The following is a 15,473-nucleotide window of genomic DNA, read 5'->3' as shown; positions in this document are numbered from 1 at the left end:
GGCCGAGGTCAAGCAGCGCGGCCTGTGGGCCTGCCACCTCGGCCCCGAGCTGGGCGGCAAGGGCTACGGCCAGCTCAAGCTGGCCCTGATGAACGAGAAGTTCGGGATGTCCCGGTTCGGGCCGATCTTCTTCGGCGCGCAGGCGGAGAACCCGTACCAGCGGGCCTCGATGTTGCTCGGCGATGCTGGGTGAGCGCGGCGCGGCCTTCGCCATCGCGCAGACCAGGCTCGGCGGCGGCCGGCTGCACCACGCGATGCGCACCCTTGCGCAGGCCACCCGCGCCTTCGAGATGACCTGCGAGCGGGTGCTGTCGCGGACCACCAAGGGCGAGCTGCTGGCCGAGAAGCAGATGGTGCAGGAGAAGATCGCCGACGCCTGGGTGCAGCTGCGGCAGTTCCGGCTGCTGGTGCTGGAGACGGCGTGATCAACTCCTTCCACGCCAGCCTGGCCGACGGCCCCACCGAGGTCCACCAGATGGTGGTCGCCCGCGAGGTGCTCAAGGACTACAAGGCCAACGACGCCCAGCGGCATCGGCGCCGAAGTGCACCAGTTTGGCATCCGCGTGAGCATCGTGTCGCCCGGGGTCTTCCAGACCGGCGTCGGCGGGGAGCTCTGGGAGCCGACCCGCGACTCTGAAGAGCCTGCGTACCGGGAGGCGGTCGCCGACGTGGTGGCCGACTGGAATCGCATCGTGGTCGGCCGTGATCCCGACCTGGTCGCCGAGGCGATCCAACAGTGCCTCACCGGCGAAGACCCGCCGGCGCGGGTGTTCGTCGGGCGAAACTGCGAACGTGGCGCTGCGAAGCGCCGGGAGCTCAGCGATGACGAGTGGGCGAGGCTCCTCCTCCGGCCCCTCTTCCGACGGCCGTAGCGCTGCCGCGAGTTCCCTCCGGAGCCCGGCCGCGCGTCACATGTCGTTCTCGATGACCACTCTGATGGCGCCGCTGGTACGGTCCCGCAACGCGGCCAGGCCGTCGGCGTAGGAGGTCAGCGGGACCCGGTGGCTGATGGTACCGTCGATGGAGAGGGTGCGGTCGTCGAGCAGCCTGAGCAGGTGCCGGATGTCGTCGGACACATAGCCGTGGGAGCCGATGATCGACTGGCCACGGGCGACCAGGGTTTCCTGGCGCAGCGACAGCCCGAGCCGGTCCGGTCCGACGCCGACGACCACGCAGCGGCCGTCGTACCCCAGCGAGCGAACGGCCTGCTCGACGACGCCAACGGAGCCGACGAACTCGAAGGAGACGTCGGCGCCACCGTCGGTGAGCGCGTGGACCGCGGTCGCCGGCCGGCCCGCGCGGGCGTCGACGACCTCCTCGATGCCGAAGTCGGCGGCACGCGCCAGGGCGCTGTCGCTGGCGTCGACGCCGATGACCCGGACGCCGTGGACCTGCCGCAGCAGCATGGCCGCGTGCAGGCCCAGCCCGCCGAGTCCGTAGACGACGGCGACGTCGCCCGGCTGCACCCGCGCCCGCTCGATGGCGCGCCACGGCGTCGCGATGGCGTCGGCCACGATGGCGCCCAGCGCGAAGCCGACCGAGTCGGGCAGTGGCACGACGTTGCCGGCCGGCACCACGACGAGGTCGGCATGGGCGCCGTCACGCTGCAGCCCGATGACCTGGATGCGGGGACAGAGGTTCTGGCGGCCAGTGCGGCACTGCCGGCAGGTCCCGCAGCTGAGCATCGGGTTGACCGAGACTCGGTCGCCGACGGCGACCTCGACAACGCCGTCGCCGACCGCCTCCACGACGCCCGCGGCCTCGTGGCCCAGCGTGATGGGGAGGTACGCCGGCACGGTGGATCCCTCGATGATGTGGACGTCGGAGCCGCAGATGCCGCAGGCCCGCATCGCCACCCGGACGTCGCCGGGGCCGACGGTCGGCACCGGGATCTCGGTCAGCACCGGGTCCTGCTCGTGCCGCAGCAGCCGCACCGCCAGCATGGTCGCGGCGCTCATCGGTGGTACTGCCCGTCGTCGACCTTGATGATCGTGCCGGTGATGTAGTCGGAGTCCGGCGAGACCAGGTAGAGCAGCGTGCTGTCGAGCTGGGCGGGGTCGCCGAGCCGCTGTCGCGGGAAGCCCTGGGTGATGTCACCCATCCGGGCCAGCATCCCCGTCATCATCTCCGAGGCGAAGGCGCCCGGCGCGATCGCGTTGACGTTGATGCCCTTCGCCGCCCACTCCACCGCCAGTACCTCCGTCATCCGGCTGATCGCGGCCTTCGTCACCGAGTAGAGGGCCGCGCCCTCACCCTCGTAGTGGTAGGCGGACATCGAGGAGATGTTGACGATTCGGCCGGGCCGACCGGCCGCGATCAGCCGCGACGCGACGCCGGTGGCGAGCAGCCAGGGGCCGCGCAGGTTGGTCTCCAGCACCGCGTCGACGAGCTCCAGCGGCATCCGGTGGGCGCGCTTGGCGTCGGGAATACCGGCGTTGTTGAGCAGGATCGTGGGCAGCCCGACCGACCCCGCCAGGCCGTCGAGACAGGCCTCGATGGCGGCGGCGTCGCGGACGTCGAGCGGTGTGACGACGGCGGTGCCGCCGGCGGCGTCGATCTCCTGCGCCGTCAGCTCCAGCGCCTCGGCGCGTCGGCCGGCCAGCGCCACCGTCGCGCCGACGGCCGCCAGCGTGGTGGCGAAGCGCCGGCCCAGGCCGGTGGCCGCCCCCGTGACCAGGGCGACCTGCCCGGCCAGCAGCGGCGCCGTCACGGGCGCCCGACGATGCTGCGCCCGATGATCTGCTTCATGATCTCGTTGGCACCGCCGAAGATGCGCTGGATCCGGGCGTCCTGGTAGGCCCGGCCCACCGGATACTCGAGCATGAAGCCGTAGCCGCCGTGCAGCTGCAGGCAGCGGTCGATCACCCGGTTCTGCAGGTCGGCGCCCCACCACTTCGCCATCGCGGCGTCGACCTCGGTGAGCTCGCCGGCGTTGAGGGCGAGGATGGCCCGGTCCACGAAGACCCGGCTGATGGAGACCTCGGTCTGCATCTCGGCCAGCTCGAACTGGGTGTTCTGGAAGTCGGCGACCCGCTGCCCGAAGGCGTGCCGGTCTCGGACGTAGTCGATGGTCTCGGCCAGGATCGCCTCGCTCACCGCGAGCGCGTGCACCGCGATGCTGAGCCGCTCCAGCGGCAGCATCGCCCGGAGCTGGCCGAAGCCTCCGCCGATCTCGCCCAACACGTTCTCGTCTGGCACAAAGACGTCCTCGTAGACCAGCTCGGCGGTGTCCTGGGCGTGCAGGCCGACCTTCTTCAGCTTGCGGCCGCGGCTGAAGCCGGGCATGTCCCGCTCGACGACGAGCAGGCTGAAGCCGCCCGAGCCGCCCTCGGGGTCGGTGCGGGCCACGGTGATGACCAGGTCGCTGTGGATGCCGTTGGTGATGAAGGTCTTGGCGCCGTTGACGACCCAGCCGCCGGAGACCTGCTTCGCCGAGGTACGGATGCCTTTGAGGTCGCTGCCGGTGCCGGGCTCGGTCATGGCGATGGCGCCGATCAGCTCGCCGGCCGCCATCCGCGGCAGCCAGCGCCGCTGCTGCTCGGCGGTGCCGATCTCGCGGATGTAGGGGATGGCGATGTCGTCCTGCAGCGAGAAGCTGGAGGCCAGCGAGGTGGCGTGGACGCGGGCCAGCTCCTCCAGCAGAACCGCGCGGAACCGGTAGTCGGCGCCTCCGCCTCCGCCGAACTCCTCCGGGGCGGCCAGGCCGATGAGTCCTTGCTTGCCGGCGGCCAGCCAGGTCTCGCGGTCGATGAGCCGCTGCTCGTCCCAGCGCTCCAGGTTGGGGGTGACCTCGCGGTCCACGAACTCGGCGACCACGGTGCGGAAGGACTCGTGGTCGGCGTCGTACAGCTCTCGTCTCATCGGCTCTCTCTGTCGGCTCGCGGTGAGCCGACGCTCTCGCGAGCAGGCGCCGACCGCACGGCCCGATTCCGGCGGACGGAACCCCGTGCGAGTGCCGGCGACTCAGCGGCGCCGGAAGACGGGCGCCCGCTTCTCGAGGAAGGCCCGCTTGGCCTCGTCACTGTCCTCGGTGAGCGCGGTGATGACCTGCTGACGGTTCTCCAGCTCGATCATGGTCTTCAGCGACGGCGTCTCCAGGGCGAGCCACATGCCCTCCTTGGTCAGCTCGACCTGGGCCGGGCCGTTGCCCATGATCTCGGCCGCCTTGGCCAGCGCGGCGTCCAGCAGCCGGGCGCTGTCGACGACCTCCAGCACCAGCCCGATCCGCTCCGCCTCCGCGGCGTCGAAGCGGCGGCCGGTGAGCATCAGCTCGTGGGCCCGCCCCGCGCCGACGATGCGGGGGAGCAGCCAGGACACGCCCACGTCGCAGGCCGAGAAGCCGGCCTTGATGAAGGAGACCGCGAAGACCGCCTCCGGGGCCGCGAGCCGGACGTCGCTGGCGAGCACCAGGGCGAGGCCGCCGCCGGCGGCCGGGCCGTTGACGGCGGCGATGACCGGCTGCGGCAAGGTGTGCAGCCGCTCGGTGAGCGCGGCGATCTCCTTCTGTCGCTCCAGGGTGGCCAGCGGCAGGCCGAGCCGCTCCTCGCGGTCGGGGTCGCCGTAGCCCTGCAGGTCCAGGCCGGCGCAGAAGGCCCGGCCGGCGCCGGTCAGCACCACGACGCGGCACTCGGCGTCCTGGGCGATCTCGTCGAGAGTGCGGTGCAGCTCGGCGACCAGACCGCGGTCGAGGGTGTTGAGCCGGTCCGGGCGGTCGAGGGTGACCAGCCGCACGCCGGCGGTGGGGGAGCTGGTGAGCACGGTGGCCGTCGGGGTAGTCATCGGGCCTCCTCCACCAGCTGCTCGGTCAGCGCCGCCAGCACCTCGGGCTCCACGCCCGCCGCGGCGAGATAGCCGGCGCCGCCGCCGTACCCCTGCGCCAGGCCGGCGAGGAAGCCGACCATCGACTCCGGCACGGCGTGCAGCGACTCAGCGGGCAGCAGCTCCAGGCGGCGCTGGTACTCCGGCAGCTGGCGCAGCCGGTCGAGCAGCGCGTCGTTCTGGCCATGGGTCAGCGCGTAGTCGGCCACGATCTCCTCCTCGGTGACCCCGACGGCGGAGAGCAGCACCGCGACGACCGTGCCGGTGCGGTCCTTGCCGAGGGTGCAGTGCAGCAGCGCCGGCAGCCGCTCGGGGTCGGCGACCGCCCGGGCGATGATCGCGATCTGGTCGCCGGCGTGCTCGAGATAGCGCAGGTAGTGGGCGACCATGGTCTGCTCCGGCTCGGTCGCGGCAGCGATCGAGCCGGCGCCGCCGGCGCTGATGGGCGCGAGCAGCACCTCCCGCTCCAGGGCGGCCAGGTGGGCGTTGGTCGCGCCGGCCACCTCGCCGCGGCTGCGCAGGTCGATGCGGAGCCGCAGCCCGATCTCCCCGACCAGCCGCTGCGCCTGCCGGGCGTCGAGGTAGAACGGCGTGGCGCTGCGCAGCAGCCGGCCCGGGCGGGTGCGTCGGCCGTCGTGCGTGCGCAGCCCGCCGACGTCACGCAGGTTGGCCAGATCGGGCAGGTCGAGCGAGACCATCGAGCTCATGGGTGCAGGCTACTGAGCGATCGTTCGGCTGCGACGACCGCGTTCCACGGACTGGGGCGTCGGCCGGTGCCGCGGCCGGACGAGGAGCAGGGTGGTCGCTCATGCCACACTGGCAGACACGGCGCCCTGACGGGCGGCGCGGACGGAAGGCGTGGTGGGGCGTGGCAGTGACAGCGACCAGGGTCGGCGGACGGGCCGGGGTGCTCGGCGCGGCGATCGACAACTTCACGACGCTGGGCTATCACGGCACCTCGATGCGTGACATCGCCCGGTCAGCCTCGATGACCGTCGCCTCGATCTACCACTACTTCCCCTCCAAGCAGGAGATCCTGCAGGAGATCATGGTGTCGACGATGAACGACGTCATCGCGCTGACCCGGGCCGAGCTGCTCAGCGCCGGCTCCGACCCGGCCGAGCAGCTCGAGGCGCTGGTCCACGCCTGGATCCTGTTCCACACCTCGCGCCAGGCGGAGGCGCTCATCGGCTCCTCCGAGTTGCGCAGCCTGGAGCCGGACGGCCGCGCGGTCGTGGTGCGGCTGCGCGACGAGCAGGAGCGGATGTTCCGCGACGTCATCCGCCGCGGCGTCGAGCTGGGCGTCTTCCGGACGGCGTACCCCCGCGACGCGGCCCGGGCGGTGATCAACATGGGCTACTCGGTCGCCACCTGGTACCACGAGGGCGGCGGCGTTTCGCCCGAGGAGATGGCGCACCGGTACGTCGACATCGCGCTCGGCGTGGTCCACGCGGTCGACGCCGCCTGAGCCGCCGGGGTCGGCTGCGCGGCGTGTTCCACCCACAGGGATGGTCGCTCCGTCTCTGAGCGATCGTTCACTAGTTTCCCCACCACCCGGTCGCACCGATCGGGGTGGAGGGAGAGGTCGTGGCGACACCGCTGCACGGCGTCCGCGTGGTCGAGCTGGCCGGCATCGGCCCGGGCCCGCACGCCGCGATGATCCTGGCCGACCTGGGCGCCGAGGTGATCCGGATCGACCGGCCCACCGCGGCCACCGGTGGCGGTCTGCACCACACCCTGCGCGGCCGCACCATCGTGCGTGCCGACCTGAAGAGTCCCGAGCAGCGTGAGCAGGTCCTCGGCCTGATCGAGTCCGCGGACGTGCTCATCGAGGGCTACCGGCCCGGCGTGGCCGAGCGGCTGGGCCTGGGCCCGGACCTGTGCCGGGCGCGCAATCCGCGGCTGGTCTACGCGCGGATGACCGGCTGGGGGCAGCAGGGCCCGCTGGCGCACACGGCCGGCCACGACATCAACTACATCGCGCTCACCGGCGCGCTGCACGCGGTCGGCACCGCCGAGCAGCCGCTGCCGCCGCTCAACTTCGTGGGCGACTACGGCGGCGGCTCGATGTTCCTCGTCACGGGCATCCTCGCCGCGCTGCTGGAGCGCGCCGGCTCCGGCCGGGGCCAGGTGGTCGACGCCGCCATGGTGGACGGCACCGCCGCGCTCACCCAGCCGATCCTCGAGCTGCGCGCGGCCGGCGCTTGGAGCGACGTCCGCAGCGGCAACATCCTCGACGGCGCGGCCCCCTACTACCGCACCTACCGGTGTCGCGGCGGCGGCCATGTCGCGGTGGGCGCCATCGAGCCGCAGTTCTACGCCGAGCTGCTCAAGCTGCTCGACCTGCCGGCCGATCTGCCGGATCTGCCCGACCGGGACGACCCGGCACAGTGGCCGGCTCTGGCCGAGGTGCTGGCCGCAGCCTTCGCCCGGCGTACCCGCGAGGAGTGGGCGGCCGTCTTCGACGGCACCGACGCGTGCGTCACGCCGGTGCTGACCTTCGAGGAGGCGCCCGCCCACCCGCAGCTGGCGGCGCGCGGCTCGCTGCGGCGCGGCGCCGAGGGCGTCGAGGCGGCCGCTGCGCCGCGCTTCTCCCGCACCGCGAGCGCGGCCGCGGAGCCTGGACGTGAAGGTGTCATCGACGACGTGATCGCGAGGTGGTCGGCATGAGCGAGGAGTTCCTGGCCGAGCTCCGGGCCGAGCGGGAGCTGCCCGTGGCGGACATCTGGGAGGCGGCGGTGGCCCGGCTCGACTGGCCGTTGAGCCGGGGCCTCAACACCGCCCACGAGGCGGCCGACCGGTGGGGCCGCGACCGGGCCCGGCTGGCCTACATCCTGCATCACCCCGACGGCTCCTCGGAGCGCTGGACCTTCGCCGAGCTCGCCGAGGCCTCCAGCCGACTGGCGACGGCCTGGCGCAAGCTTGGCCTGCAGCCTGGCGACCGGGTCGCCGGCGTGGTCGGCCAGCAGAGCGAGGCATACATCGGTGCGCTCGCCGCCTGGCGAGCCGGGTTCGTCTACATGCCGCTCTTCGCCGGCTTCGGCACGACCGCGCTCGGCGACCGTCTCGCCGGCGGCGACCCCAAGGTCGTCATCGTCGACCACCACTACCGCGAAGCCCTCGACGACGCCCTCTCTGCCGGTGGCGTCGACCCGGCCGTCTACACCGTGGCCGGGCCCGGTGGGCGGGGGCTGCGGCACGGCGACCGCAGCTTCTGGGCCGAGCTGGAGTCGTACGACGCCCTCACCAGCCCCGTCGAGACACTGCCGTCGGACCCGGCGACCCTGATCTACACCAGCGGCACGACCGGTGCCCCGAAGGGCTGCCTGCAAGCGCACCAGCTCATCCTCACCGTGCAGCCCTACATCCGGCATGTCTTCGGCCTGGAGCAGGGCGACCTGCTCTTCGCCGGCGCCAGCCCGGGCTGGTCCTACGGCCTCTACACCGTCGGCATCTGCCCGCAGGCGCTCGGTCATCCCCGGGTGGCCTACAGCGGCGACTTCGACCCCGAGGCCTGGCTGCGGATCATCGACAAGGAGCGGGTCACCTTCATCGGTGCGGCGCCGAGCGCCTACCGCCGGCTGGCCACCACCGCCGAGCGGCACGGCGGCGTGCCCCGCTCGGTCCGCGGCGCGTCGAGCTCGGGCGAGCCGCTGGACGCCCCGCTCGCCAGCGCCTGGCGCCGGCTCACCGGCCACGACCTCCAGGACGGCTACGGCCAGAGCGAGCTGGCGATGGTGCTCGCCAACCTGACCGGCGCCGAGGAGCCGGTCGAGCCCGGCGCCCTCGCCGCTGCCGTCCCTGGCTTCGACGTCGCGCTGGTCGACCCCGCCGGGGTGCCGCAGGAGCGCAGCGGGATCATCGCCGTGCGGCGCCCGCAGTTCCAGGCCTCGGTCGGCTACCAGGGTCGCGACGACCTCTGGCAGGCCCGCTGGCAGGGCGACTACTTCCTGACCGGCGACCTGGCCGAGATCGACGACGCCGGCCGCTACCACTTCGTGGGCCGCGAGGACGACCTGATCGTCACCTCCGGCTACAACGTCGGCCCCAGCGAGGTCGAGGCGATCATCCTCGGCCTCCCCGGCGTCGCCGACACCGCTGTCGTGGCCGCGCCCGACCCCAAGCGGGGCTCGGCCGTCCGCGCCGTCGTGGTCGCCGACGGCTCGGTGCCGCGGGAGCGGCTGACCACCGACATCCAGGAGGCCGTCCGGGTCGGCCTCGGCCGACACGCCTGGCCGCGGATCGTCGACTTCGTCGAGGAGCTGCCACGCACCGAGACCGGCAAGATCCGCCGGCACGCGCTGCGGACGCAGCAGCAGTGACCGCTCGCTGGGGGATGACCCTCCCGCTGGAGGGCGTCCCGCTACGCGAGGTCCCCGAGCTGGCCCGCCAGGTCGAGGACCTCGGCTACAGCGGGATCTGGTCGGCCGAGGGCACCGGGCCGGAGGGGTTCACCCCGCTGGCCGCCGCAGCGGCGGTCACCAGCCAGATCCGGCTCGGCATCGCCGTCGCTCCGGTCTTCACCCGCGGCCCGGTGCTGCTCGCGCAGACCGCCGCGACGATGGCCTCGCTGGCCCCCGGGCGGTTCACGCTGGGCATCGGCTCCGGCTCCGACATCATCGTCGACCGGCTCAACGACATCGCCTTCGAGCGGCCCTACTCCCGCACCCGGGACACGCTGCGGTTCCTGCGCGCCGCGCTGGCCGGCGAGCGGGTGGAGCGGGCCTACGAGACCTTCCGCGTCGGCGGCTACCGCTGCGAGACGGCGCCCGAGGAGCAGGTCCCGATCCTGGTCGCCGGCCTGCGCTCGCGGATGCTCGAGCTCGCCGGCACCGAGGGCGACGGCGCGATCCTGACCCTGATCTCCGCGGCGGACGCCGCCCGGGTGGTGCCCGTGGTGCGGGGCGAGGACGGCGCCCGGTCCGACAAGGAGGTCGCCGCGCGGATCCTGGTCGCGCCGACCACCGACGCGGAGCGGGCCCGTGCCGCTGGGCGCCGGCTGCTGACGGCGTACCTCAATGTGCCGGTCTACCGGGAGTTCTACCGCTGGCTGGGGCACGAGGAGCTGGAGCCGGTCTGGCGGCTGTGGGCCGCGGGCGAGCGTCGTCAGGCACTCGGGGCGGTGCCCGACAGCGTGGTCGACTCGCTGGTCATCCACGGCGCCCCGGAACAGCTGCGTGAGCACCTGCAGCGGTTCGTGGCGGCCGGCGTGGAGACGCCGACGGCGATGATGCTCGACGTTGGCGTCGACCCGCGGCAGGCGCTGCGGGACGCGGCCCCGCGATGACGACGGTGGAGGAGAGTGGCATGGAGCAGGAGTTCGCGGGCAGGACCGTCGTGGTGACGGGCGGCAGCCGGGGCATGGGACGGGAGCTGGTCCACGCCTTCGCCGCCCGCGGCGCCGCCGTCGTGGTGGCCAGCCGCAAGCTCGACGCCTGCGAGGCGGTGGCCGCGGAGGTGACGGAGCAGTACGGCGTCCGGGCACTGCCGGTCGCCTTCAACGCCAGCAGCTGGGCGGACTGCGACGAGCTGGTGGAGACGGTCTACGGCGAGCTCGGTCGCGTCGACGTGCTGGTCAACAACGCCGGCCTCTCGCCGCACTACCCGAGCCTGGCCGAGGTCAGCGAGGCGCTCTTCGACAAGGTCATCGCGGTCAACCTGCGCGGCCCGTTCCGGCTCACCGCCGCGATCGGCACCCGCATGGCCGCCGACGAGGGCGGCAGCATCGTCAACATCGGCTCCATCGAGGCGATCCGTCCTGGCGAGCACGCGCTGCCCTACGCCGCGGCTAAGGCCGGCCTGCACGTGCTGACCGAGGGGTTCGCCCGGGCCTTCGGCCCGAAGGTACGGGTCAACACCGTGCAGCCGGGGGCCTTCCTGACCGACATCTCCGACAACTGGATGCCCGGTCTGCGCGAGCAGATGGAGGCGAACGTCGCGCTCGGCCGGTGCGCCGAGCCGGCCGAGATCGTCGGCAGCGTGCTCTTCTTCGCCTCCTCCTCGTCGTCGTCGTATGCCACCGGGGCGCTGCTGCGGCTCGACGGCGGCTGGCGCTGAGCGGCCGTCGTACCCGATCGAGAGGAAGACGCAAGATGGACTTCGCGACCCTGATGAAGACCCGGTGGAGCTGCCGGGGCTATCGGCCGGACCCGGTGCCCGAGGAGCTGCTGACCCGCATCCTCGACACCGCCCGGCGGACCGGCTCGTGGTGCAACGTGCAGCCCTGGCACGTCTACCTGCTGCGCGGCGAGGCCACCGGCTGGCTTGCCCGCGAGCTCACTGAGCACGTCGCCGCACACCCCGCGACCGAGGACCAGACGCCAGACTTGCCGCTCCCGGGGGAGTACGCCGGCGTGCATCTCGACCGCCGGCGGGCGGCCGGCTACGCGCTCTACCAGAGCCTTGGCATCGAGCGAAGCGACTACGACGCCCGGGCCGCCGCCATGCTCGACAACTACTCCTTCTTCGGCGCTCCGGTGGCGATGGTCGTGACCGTGGCGCGCTCGCAGGGCGCCTACGCCGCGGCCGACGCCGGCGCCTTCGTCGCCAACCTCATGAACGCCGCGCTAGATGAAGGGCTCGGCACCATCGCGCAGGGCGCCATCGGCGTCTACGCCGGCACGGTCCGCAAGCTGCTCGAGCTGCCCGACGAGGAGGCGGTGCTGTGCGGCATCGCGCTCGGCTATCCCGACGAGGACCATCCCAGCAACCGCTTCCGCACCGAGCGCGCCTCGCTCGACGAGATGGTCACCGAGGTGCGCCGATGAGGCCCGGGCTGGATCTGACTCCATCGCCACGCGCCGCCGAGCTGCGCGAGGCCCTCGTCGCCTTCATGCACGAGCACGTCCTCCCGGCAGAGGGCGCCTACCACGCCTACCGGGCCGAGCAGGGCCCCGAGGACCACTCGGTCCCCCCGGTGGTCGAAGAGCTCAAAGCCGAGGCCCGGAGGCGCGGGCTGTGGAACCTCTTCCTGCCCACCGAGTCGGGGCTCAGCCAGCTCGACTACGCCGGCCTGGCCGAGATCAGCGGCTGGAGCGTGGAGCTCGCGCCGGAGGCGATCAACGGCGCCGCGCCCGACACCGGCAATATGGAGCTCCTCCACCTGTTCGGCACCCCGGAGCAGCAGCAGACCTGGCTCGAACCGCTCCTCGACGGCCGGATCCGCTCGGCCTTCGCAATGACCGAGCCGGCGGTGGCCAGCAGCGACGCGACCAACATCGAGACCCGCATCGAGCGCGACGGCGACCACTACGTGCTCAACGGACGCAAGTGGTGGACCAGCGGCATCGCCGACCCGCGCTGCCACGTGCTGATCGTGATGGGCAAGACCGACCCGAGCGCGGCCAAGCACCGGCAGCAGTCGATGGTGCTGGTCCCGCGGGACACCCCGGGAGTGACGCTGGTCCGCGACGTGCCGGTCTTCGGGCGCCACGACCAGCACGGGCACTGCGAGGTCACCCTCGAGGACGTCCGGGTGTCCGTCGCCAACGTGCTGGGCGAGGAGGGCGCCGGCTTCGCGCTCGCCCAGGCGCGGCTCGGCCCCGGCCGGATCCACCACTGTATGCGGGCGATCGGCGCGGCGGAGCGGGCGCTCCACCTGCTGGTGCGGCGCTCGCAGTCGCGAGTCGCCTTCGGCAAGCCGCTCGCCGAGCAGGGCATGTTGCAGCGTGACATCGCCGAGTCGCGGATCGCCATCGACCAGGCCAGGCTCCTGTGCCAGCACGCCGCGAAGGTCATCGACGAGGAGGGCAACAAGGCCGCCGCCACGCTGGTGTCGATGGCGAAGGTGGCCGTGCCGCGGATGACCCTGCAGGTGATCGACCGGGCCATCCAGGCCCACGGGGCAGCCGGCGTCTCCGACGACGTGCCGCTGGCGGCGATGTACGGCTGGCACCGGGCGATGCGGATCTTCGACGGCCCCGACGAGGTGCACCTACGGGGCATCGCGCGCGCCGAGCTCGGCGCCACCTCGGAGCTGGACCGGCCATGACCGAGAACCTGATCGAGCGGCACGCCGCCGACGGCGTGCTGACGCTGGTGCTCAACCGGCCGGGCCGACGAAACGCCTTCGACCGGGCTCTCACCGACGCGTTGAGCGATGCCTTGGACGAGCTCGACGACGATCCGCAGCACCGGGTCGGCGTACTGGCCGCGAACGGACCGGTCTTCAGCGCGGGCACTGACCTCCACGAGCCGGCCAGCCCGGCGACCCCGCGGGGCGGGGAGTACGGCGTCATCCGCCGATCGCGCCGCAAGCCGCTCATCGCCGCCGTCGAGGGCCCGGCGCTTGGCGGCGGCTTCGAGATCGTGCTGGCCTGCGACCTCGTCGTCGCCGACACCAGGGTCGGCTTCGGGCTGCCCGAGGTCGCCCGGGGTGTGGTGGCCTCGTGCGGCGGCCTCTTCCGGACGCCCGACCGGCTCGCCCCCAACCTGGCCGCCGAGCTGGTGCTGACCGGCGACGCCATCTCCGCTGAGCGGGCTGCCGCCGTCGGACTGGTCAACCTGCTCTGCGAGCCCGGCGGGGCCCGCGCGGCGGCGTACGCCCTCGCCGCCCGGATCATCAAGAACTCCCCGAACGCCGTGACCGCCTCGCTGCGGGCGCTGGCCGAGGCGCGCTGGCCCGCCGAAGGGGCCGGCTGGCCGGCGACCCGCGCCGCCGTGGCCGCCATCGAGCACCACCCGGAGCGGGCGGAGGGCATCGCCGCCTTCTTCGAGAGGCGACCTCCCTCGTGGGCGGTCTGAGCGTGGCCGCGCCGATCCGGCTCGCGGAGCTGGCCGACGTGCCCATCGGCGGCGGTCTGCGGATCAGCCGCGAGGTGACCGGCACCGTCGACGACATCGCGCTGCTGCGCGACCAGGACGGCGTCGTCCACGCGCTCGACGACACCTGCACGCACGCACTGGCCTCGCTCGCCAAGGGCTGGGTCGGCGACGGGCACGTCGAGTGCCTGCTGCACGGCGCCAAGTACGACCTGTGCACAGGCAAGGAGCTGAGCAGCGACTGGCTGCCCGACGCCCGCACCCACCCCGTGGTGGTGCGCGACGGCGTCGTCTTTCTGTTGACCACCCCACCAGGCGAGGAGAACCAGGGATGAGCACCGACCAGGTCGAGCAGCCGGAGGTGACGACCGCCTACGAGGGCGCCACCATGATCATCACCATCAACCGGCCCGCGGCGAGGAACGCCGTGACGTACGGCGTCGCACAGGCGATGGCGGCGGCACTCGACGAGCTCGACGCCCGTGACGACCTCGCGGTCGGGATCGTCACGGGCGCCGGCGGCTCCTTCTGCGCCGGCATGGATCTCAAGGGCTTCCTCTGCGGCGAGCTGCCCTCGCTGCCCGGCCGCGGCTTCGCCGGCATCACCGAGCGGCCGCCCGCCACGCCTGTCATCGCCGCGGTCGAGGGCTATGCCCTGGCTGGCGGCTGTGAGATCGCGCTGGCCTGCGACCTGATCACCGCCGGCCGGGGTGCCCGGTTCGGGATCCCCGAGGTCAAGCGCGGCCTGGTGGCGGCCGCTGGCGGCCTGATCCGGCTGCCCGAGCGGATCGGCCCCAACGTCGCCATGGAGCTCGCCCTCACCGGTGGCTTCCTCGACGCCGAGCGTGGCCACCAGCTCGGCCTGGTCAACCGCCTCGCCGCCGACGGCGGCGCCCTGGAGGCGGCGCTGGAGCTGGCCGCCCAGATCGCCGAGAACGGCCCCCTTGCGGCGCGGGTCAGCAAGCAGATCATCGTCGAGTCGCCCCAGTGGTCGGCCACCGAGCGCTGGCAGCGCCAGCAGGAGCTCACCGACCCGGTCTTCGCCTCCGCCGACGCTCACGAAGGAGCGGCTGCCTTCGCCGAGCGCCGCTCCCCGCACTGGACTGGGCAGTAGATGCCATTGGCCGGATGAGCCCACCACTGTGGCGACGAGAAGAAATGCGGTGGGTCGCCTGCCCCTGCGGTGGTACGTTCGTCGTATGAATGGGACAAGATCGGTCGTGATGGGAGACCGCGGGCGGCTTGTTGTGCCCGCCGACATCCGTGAGCGCGGAGGGCTGGTCGCGGGGACTCCGCTGGTGATGGTCGAGACTCCCGCTGGGCTGATCCTGATGACCCGCGAGCAGCTCAAGCGCCGTATTCGCGACCAACTGGCTGGTCATGACCTCGTGGCCGACCTTCTCGCCGATCGGCGGGCCGCTGCCCAGGACGAGGACGCCACGGCGTGATGGTTGAGAACGCGACCGTCTTGGACGCATCGGCGCTCTTGGCGTACCTCCAGGGCGAGCCCGGGGCCGATGTCGTCGAGGAGTCATTGGCCGCCGGCGCCGTCTGCGGTGCCGCCAACTGGTCCGAGACGGCGCAGAAGGTGATCGCCGTCGGCGGCGACTGGGGGCTGACGAGGGCGCTACTGGAGAGCTACGGACTCGCCGTCGAGGCCGTCACCGCCGACGACGGCGAATGGGCTGCCCGGCGGTGGCGTCGTGGGGAGGGTCTGTCCTTGGGCGACCGACTGTGTCTCGCGCTCGGTGAGCGGCTTGGCTGTGATGTGTTGACCGCCGATGCGGCCTGGGGAGAGGGCGGCCGGATCAGGCAGGCCCGCTGACCCGCCGACGCTGACCCCGCCGACGCTGGGCTCGCGTCGCGACTCGGCGGGGTCGAACTCCCGCCTGATC

The 15,473-nt window shown here is 72.8% G+C and carries 19 protein-coding genes and 1 pseudogene; 15 read left to right on the top strand and 5 right to left on the bottom strand.

Going from position 1 to position 15,473, the window contains the following annotated elements:
* From QM595_RS09970 to QM595_RS09960, 3 genes and pseudogenes are all read left to right on the top strand, one after another.
* Positions 1-193 (top strand): annotated as a pseudogene (locus tag QM595_RS09970) (hypothetical protein); the annotation flags it as partial.
* Positions 183-425 carry an acyl-CoA dehydrogenase family protein gene (locus QM595_RS09965; RefSeq protein ID WP_415171392.1) on the top strand — a complete coding sequence of 81 codons (243 nt, stop codon included), beginning with the start codon at positions 183-185 and terminating at the stop codon, positions 423-425. The pseudogene QM595_RS09970 and the gene QM595_RS09965, both read left to right, overlap by 11 nt.
* A gap of 138 nt (positions 426-563) precedes the next feature.
* Positions 564-872 carry a hypothetical protein gene (locus QM595_RS09960; RefSeq protein WP_415171391.1) on the top strand — a complete coding sequence of 103 codons (309 nt, stop codon included), beginning with the start codon at positions 564-566 and terminating at the stop codon, positions 870-872.
* Positions 873-908: 36 nt separating this feature from the next.
* Here QM595_RS09960 and QM595_RS09955 read toward each other — a convergent pair whose 3' ends face one another.
* The 5 genes from QM595_RS09955 to QM595_RS09935 form a co-directional block, all read right to left on the bottom strand.
* Positions 909-1,958 carry a zinc-dependent alcohol dehydrogenase gene (locus QM595_RS09955; RefSeq protein ID WP_415171390.1) on the bottom strand — a complete coding sequence of 350 codons (1,050 nt, stop codon included), beginning with the start codon at positions 1,956-1,958 and terminating at the stop codon, positions 909-911.
* Entirely contained in the window at positions 1,955-2,710 is a 756-nt protein-coding gene (locus QM595_RS09950) for an SDR family NAD(P)-dependent oxidoreductase (RefSeq protein ID WP_415171389.1), read from the bottom strand. The genes QM595_RS09955 and QM595_RS09950 overlap by 4 nt, the downstream gene beginning before the upstream one ends.
* Positions 2,707-3,861, bottom strand: coding sequence for an acyl-CoA dehydrogenase family protein (locus QM595_RS09945; protein WP_415171388.1), 1,155 nt, complete (start codon positions 3,859-3,861; stop codon positions 2,707-2,709). Before QM595_RS09945 ends, QM595_RS09950 begins: the two co-directional genes overlap by 4 nt.
* Before the next feature lie 102 nt (positions 3,862-3,963).
* Complete coding sequence (locus QM595_RS09940) at positions 3,964-4,779, bottom strand: enoyl-CoA hydratase/isomerase family protein (protein WP_415171387.1); 816 nt, start codon at positions 4,777-4,779, stop codon at positions 3,964-3,966.
* Positions 4,776-5,525, bottom strand: a complete 750-nt coding sequence (locus tag QM595_RS09935) for a tyrosine-protein phosphatase (RefSeq protein ID WP_415171386.1) — start codon at positions 5,523-5,525, stop codon at positions 4,776-4,778. Before QM595_RS09935 ends, QM595_RS09940 begins: the two co-directional genes overlap by 4 nt.
* Before the next feature lie 161 nt (positions 5,526-5,686).
* Here QM595_RS09935 and QM595_RS09930 point away from each other — a divergent pair, with 161 nt between their 5' ends.
* From QM595_RS09930 to QM595_RS09875, 12 genes are all read left to right on the top strand, one after another.
* Positions 5,687-6,286 (top strand): TetR/AcrR family transcriptional regulator, encoded by a 600-nt coding sequence (locus QM595_RS09930; RefSeq protein ID WP_415171385.1) that lies wholly within the window; start codon positions 5,687-5,689, stop codon positions 6,284-6,286.
* A 119-nt stretch (positions 6,287-6,405) separates the two neighbouring features.
* Positions 6,406-7,488 (top strand): CaiB/BaiF CoA transferase family protein, encoded by a 1,083-nt coding sequence (locus tag QM595_RS09925; RefSeq protein ID WP_415171384.1) that lies wholly within the window; start codon positions 6,406-6,408, stop codon positions 7,486-7,488.
* On the top strand, positions 7,485-9,140 hold the full coding sequence (locus tag QM595_RS09920; RefSeq protein WP_415171383.1) for an acyl-CoA synthetase: 1,656 nt from the start codon (positions 7,485-7,487) through the stop codon (positions 9,138-9,140). The genes QM595_RS09925 and QM595_RS09920 overlap by 4 nt, the downstream gene beginning before the upstream one ends.
* The gene (locus QM595_RS09915; protein ID WP_415171382.1) at positions 9,137-10,105 is read left to right on the top strand and encodes an LLM class F420-dependent oxidoreductase; all 969 of its coding nucleotides are present in this window, start codon (positions 9,137-9,139) and stop codon (positions 10,103-10,105) included. The genes QM595_RS09920 and QM595_RS09915 overlap by 4 nt, the downstream gene beginning before the upstream one ends.
* 20 nt (positions 10,106-10,125) lie before the next feature.
* Positions 10,126-10,875: an SDR family NAD(P)-dependent oxidoreductase gene (locus QM595_RS09910; protein WP_415171381.1), complete on the top strand. Its 750-nt coding sequence runs from the start codon at positions 10,126-10,128 to the stop codon at positions 10,873-10,875.
* A 35-nt stretch (positions 10,876-10,910) separates the two neighbouring features.
* Positions 10,911-11,585, top strand: a complete 675-nt coding sequence (locus QM595_RS09905; RefSeq protein ID WP_415171380.1) for a nitroreductase — start codon at positions 10,911-10,913, stop codon at positions 11,583-11,585.
* Positions 11,582-12,808, top strand: coding sequence for an acyl-CoA dehydrogenase family protein (locus QM595_RS09900; RefSeq protein WP_415171379.1), 1,227 nt, complete (start codon positions 11,582-11,584; stop codon positions 12,806-12,808). Before QM595_RS09905 ends, QM595_RS09900 begins: the two co-directional genes overlap by 4 nt.
* On the top strand, positions 12,805-13,560 hold the full coding sequence (locus QM595_RS09895) for an enoyl-CoA hydratase-related protein (RefSeq protein ID WP_415171378.1): 756 nt from the start codon (positions 12,805-12,807) through the stop codon (positions 13,558-13,560). The genes QM595_RS09900 and QM595_RS09895 overlap by 4 nt, the downstream gene beginning before the upstream one ends.
* A complete protein-coding gene (locus QM595_RS09890) occupies positions 13,548-13,913 on the top strand; it encodes a Rieske (2Fe-2S) protein (protein ID WP_415171377.1) in 366 nt (121 codons plus the stop codon). Before QM595_RS09895 ends, QM595_RS09890 begins: the two co-directional genes overlap by 13 nt.
* A complete protein-coding gene (locus QM595_RS09885) occupies positions 13,910-14,692 on the top strand; it encodes a crotonase/enoyl-CoA hydratase family protein (RefSeq protein WP_415171376.1) in 783 nt (260 codons plus the stop codon). The genes QM595_RS09890 and QM595_RS09885 overlap by 4 nt, the downstream gene beginning before the upstream one ends.
* Positions 14,693-14,825: 133 nt before the next feature.
* Positions 14,826-15,026, top strand: a complete 201-nt coding sequence (locus QM595_RS09880; RefSeq protein ID WP_415171375.1) for a hypothetical protein — start codon at positions 14,826-14,828, stop codon at positions 15,024-15,026.
* The gene (locus QM595_RS09875) at positions 15,026-15,403 is read left to right on the top strand and encodes a type II toxin-antitoxin system VapC family toxin (RefSeq protein ID WP_415171393.1); all 378 of its coding nucleotides are present in this window, start codon (positions 15,026-15,028) and stop codon (positions 15,401-15,403) included. The genes QM595_RS09880 and QM595_RS09875 overlap by 1 nt, the downstream gene beginning before the upstream one ends.
* Positions 15,404-15,473 lie beyond the last annotated feature (70 nt).

The sequence above is a fragment of the Nocardioides sp. genome (genome assembly GCF_047607185.1).
Classification (GTDB): domain Bacteria; phylum Actinomycetota; class Actinomycetes; order Propionibacteriales; family Nocardioidaceae; genus Nocardioides.
This window is presented reverse-complemented; position numbering and strand designations above follow the sequence as displayed.

Bases quoted from the DNA above. Each gene is read 5' to 3' on its own strand.
- QM595_RS09965 (WP_415171392.1), top strand. From the start codon at position 183: ATGCTGGGTGAGCGCGGCGCGGCCTTCGCCATCGCGCAGACCAGGCTC.
- QM595_RS09955 (WP_415171390.1), bottom strand. From the start codon at position 1,958: ATGAGCGCCGCGACCATGCTGGCGGTGCGGCTGCTGCGGCACGAGCAG.
- QM595_RS09945 (WP_415171388.1), bottom strand. From the start codon at position 3,861: ATGAGACGAGAGCTGTACGACGCCGACCACGAGTCCTTCCGCACCGTG.
- QM595_RS09940 (WP_415171387.1), bottom strand. From the start codon at position 4,779: ATGACTACCCCGACGGCCACCGTGCTCACCAGCTCCCCCACCGCCGGC.
- QM595_RS09935 (WP_415171386.1), bottom strand. From the start codon at position 5,525: ATGAGCTCGATGGTCTCGCTCGACCTGCCCGATCTGGCCAACCTGCGT.
- QM595_RS09920 (WP_415171383.1), top strand. From the start codon at position 7,485: ATGAGCGAGGAGTTCCTGGCCGAGCTCCGGGCCGAGCGGGAGCTGCCC.
- QM595_RS09910 (WP_415171381.1), top strand. From the start codon at position 10,126: ATGGAGCAGGAGTTCGCGGGCAGGACCGTCGTGGTGACGGGCGGCAGC.
- QM595_RS09905 (WP_415171380.1), top strand. From the start codon at position 10,911: ATGGACTTCGCGACCCTGATGAAGACCCGGTGGAGCTGCCGGGGCTAT.
- QM595_RS09900 (WP_415171379.1), top strand. From the start codon at position 11,582: ATGAGGCCCGGGCTGGATCTGACTCCATCGCCACGCGCCGCCGAGCTG.
- QM595_RS09895 (WP_415171378.1), top strand. From the start codon at position 12,805: ATGACCGAGAACCTGATCGAGCGGCACGCCGCCGACGGCGTGCTGACG.
- QM595_RS09885 (WP_415171376.1), top strand. From the start codon at position 13,910: ATGAGCACCGACCAGGTCGAGCAGCCGGAGGTGACGACCGCCTACGAG.
- QM595_RS09875 (WP_415171393.1), top strand. From the start codon at position 15,026: ATGGTTGAGAACGCGACCGTCTTGGACGCATCGGCGCTCTTGGCGTAC.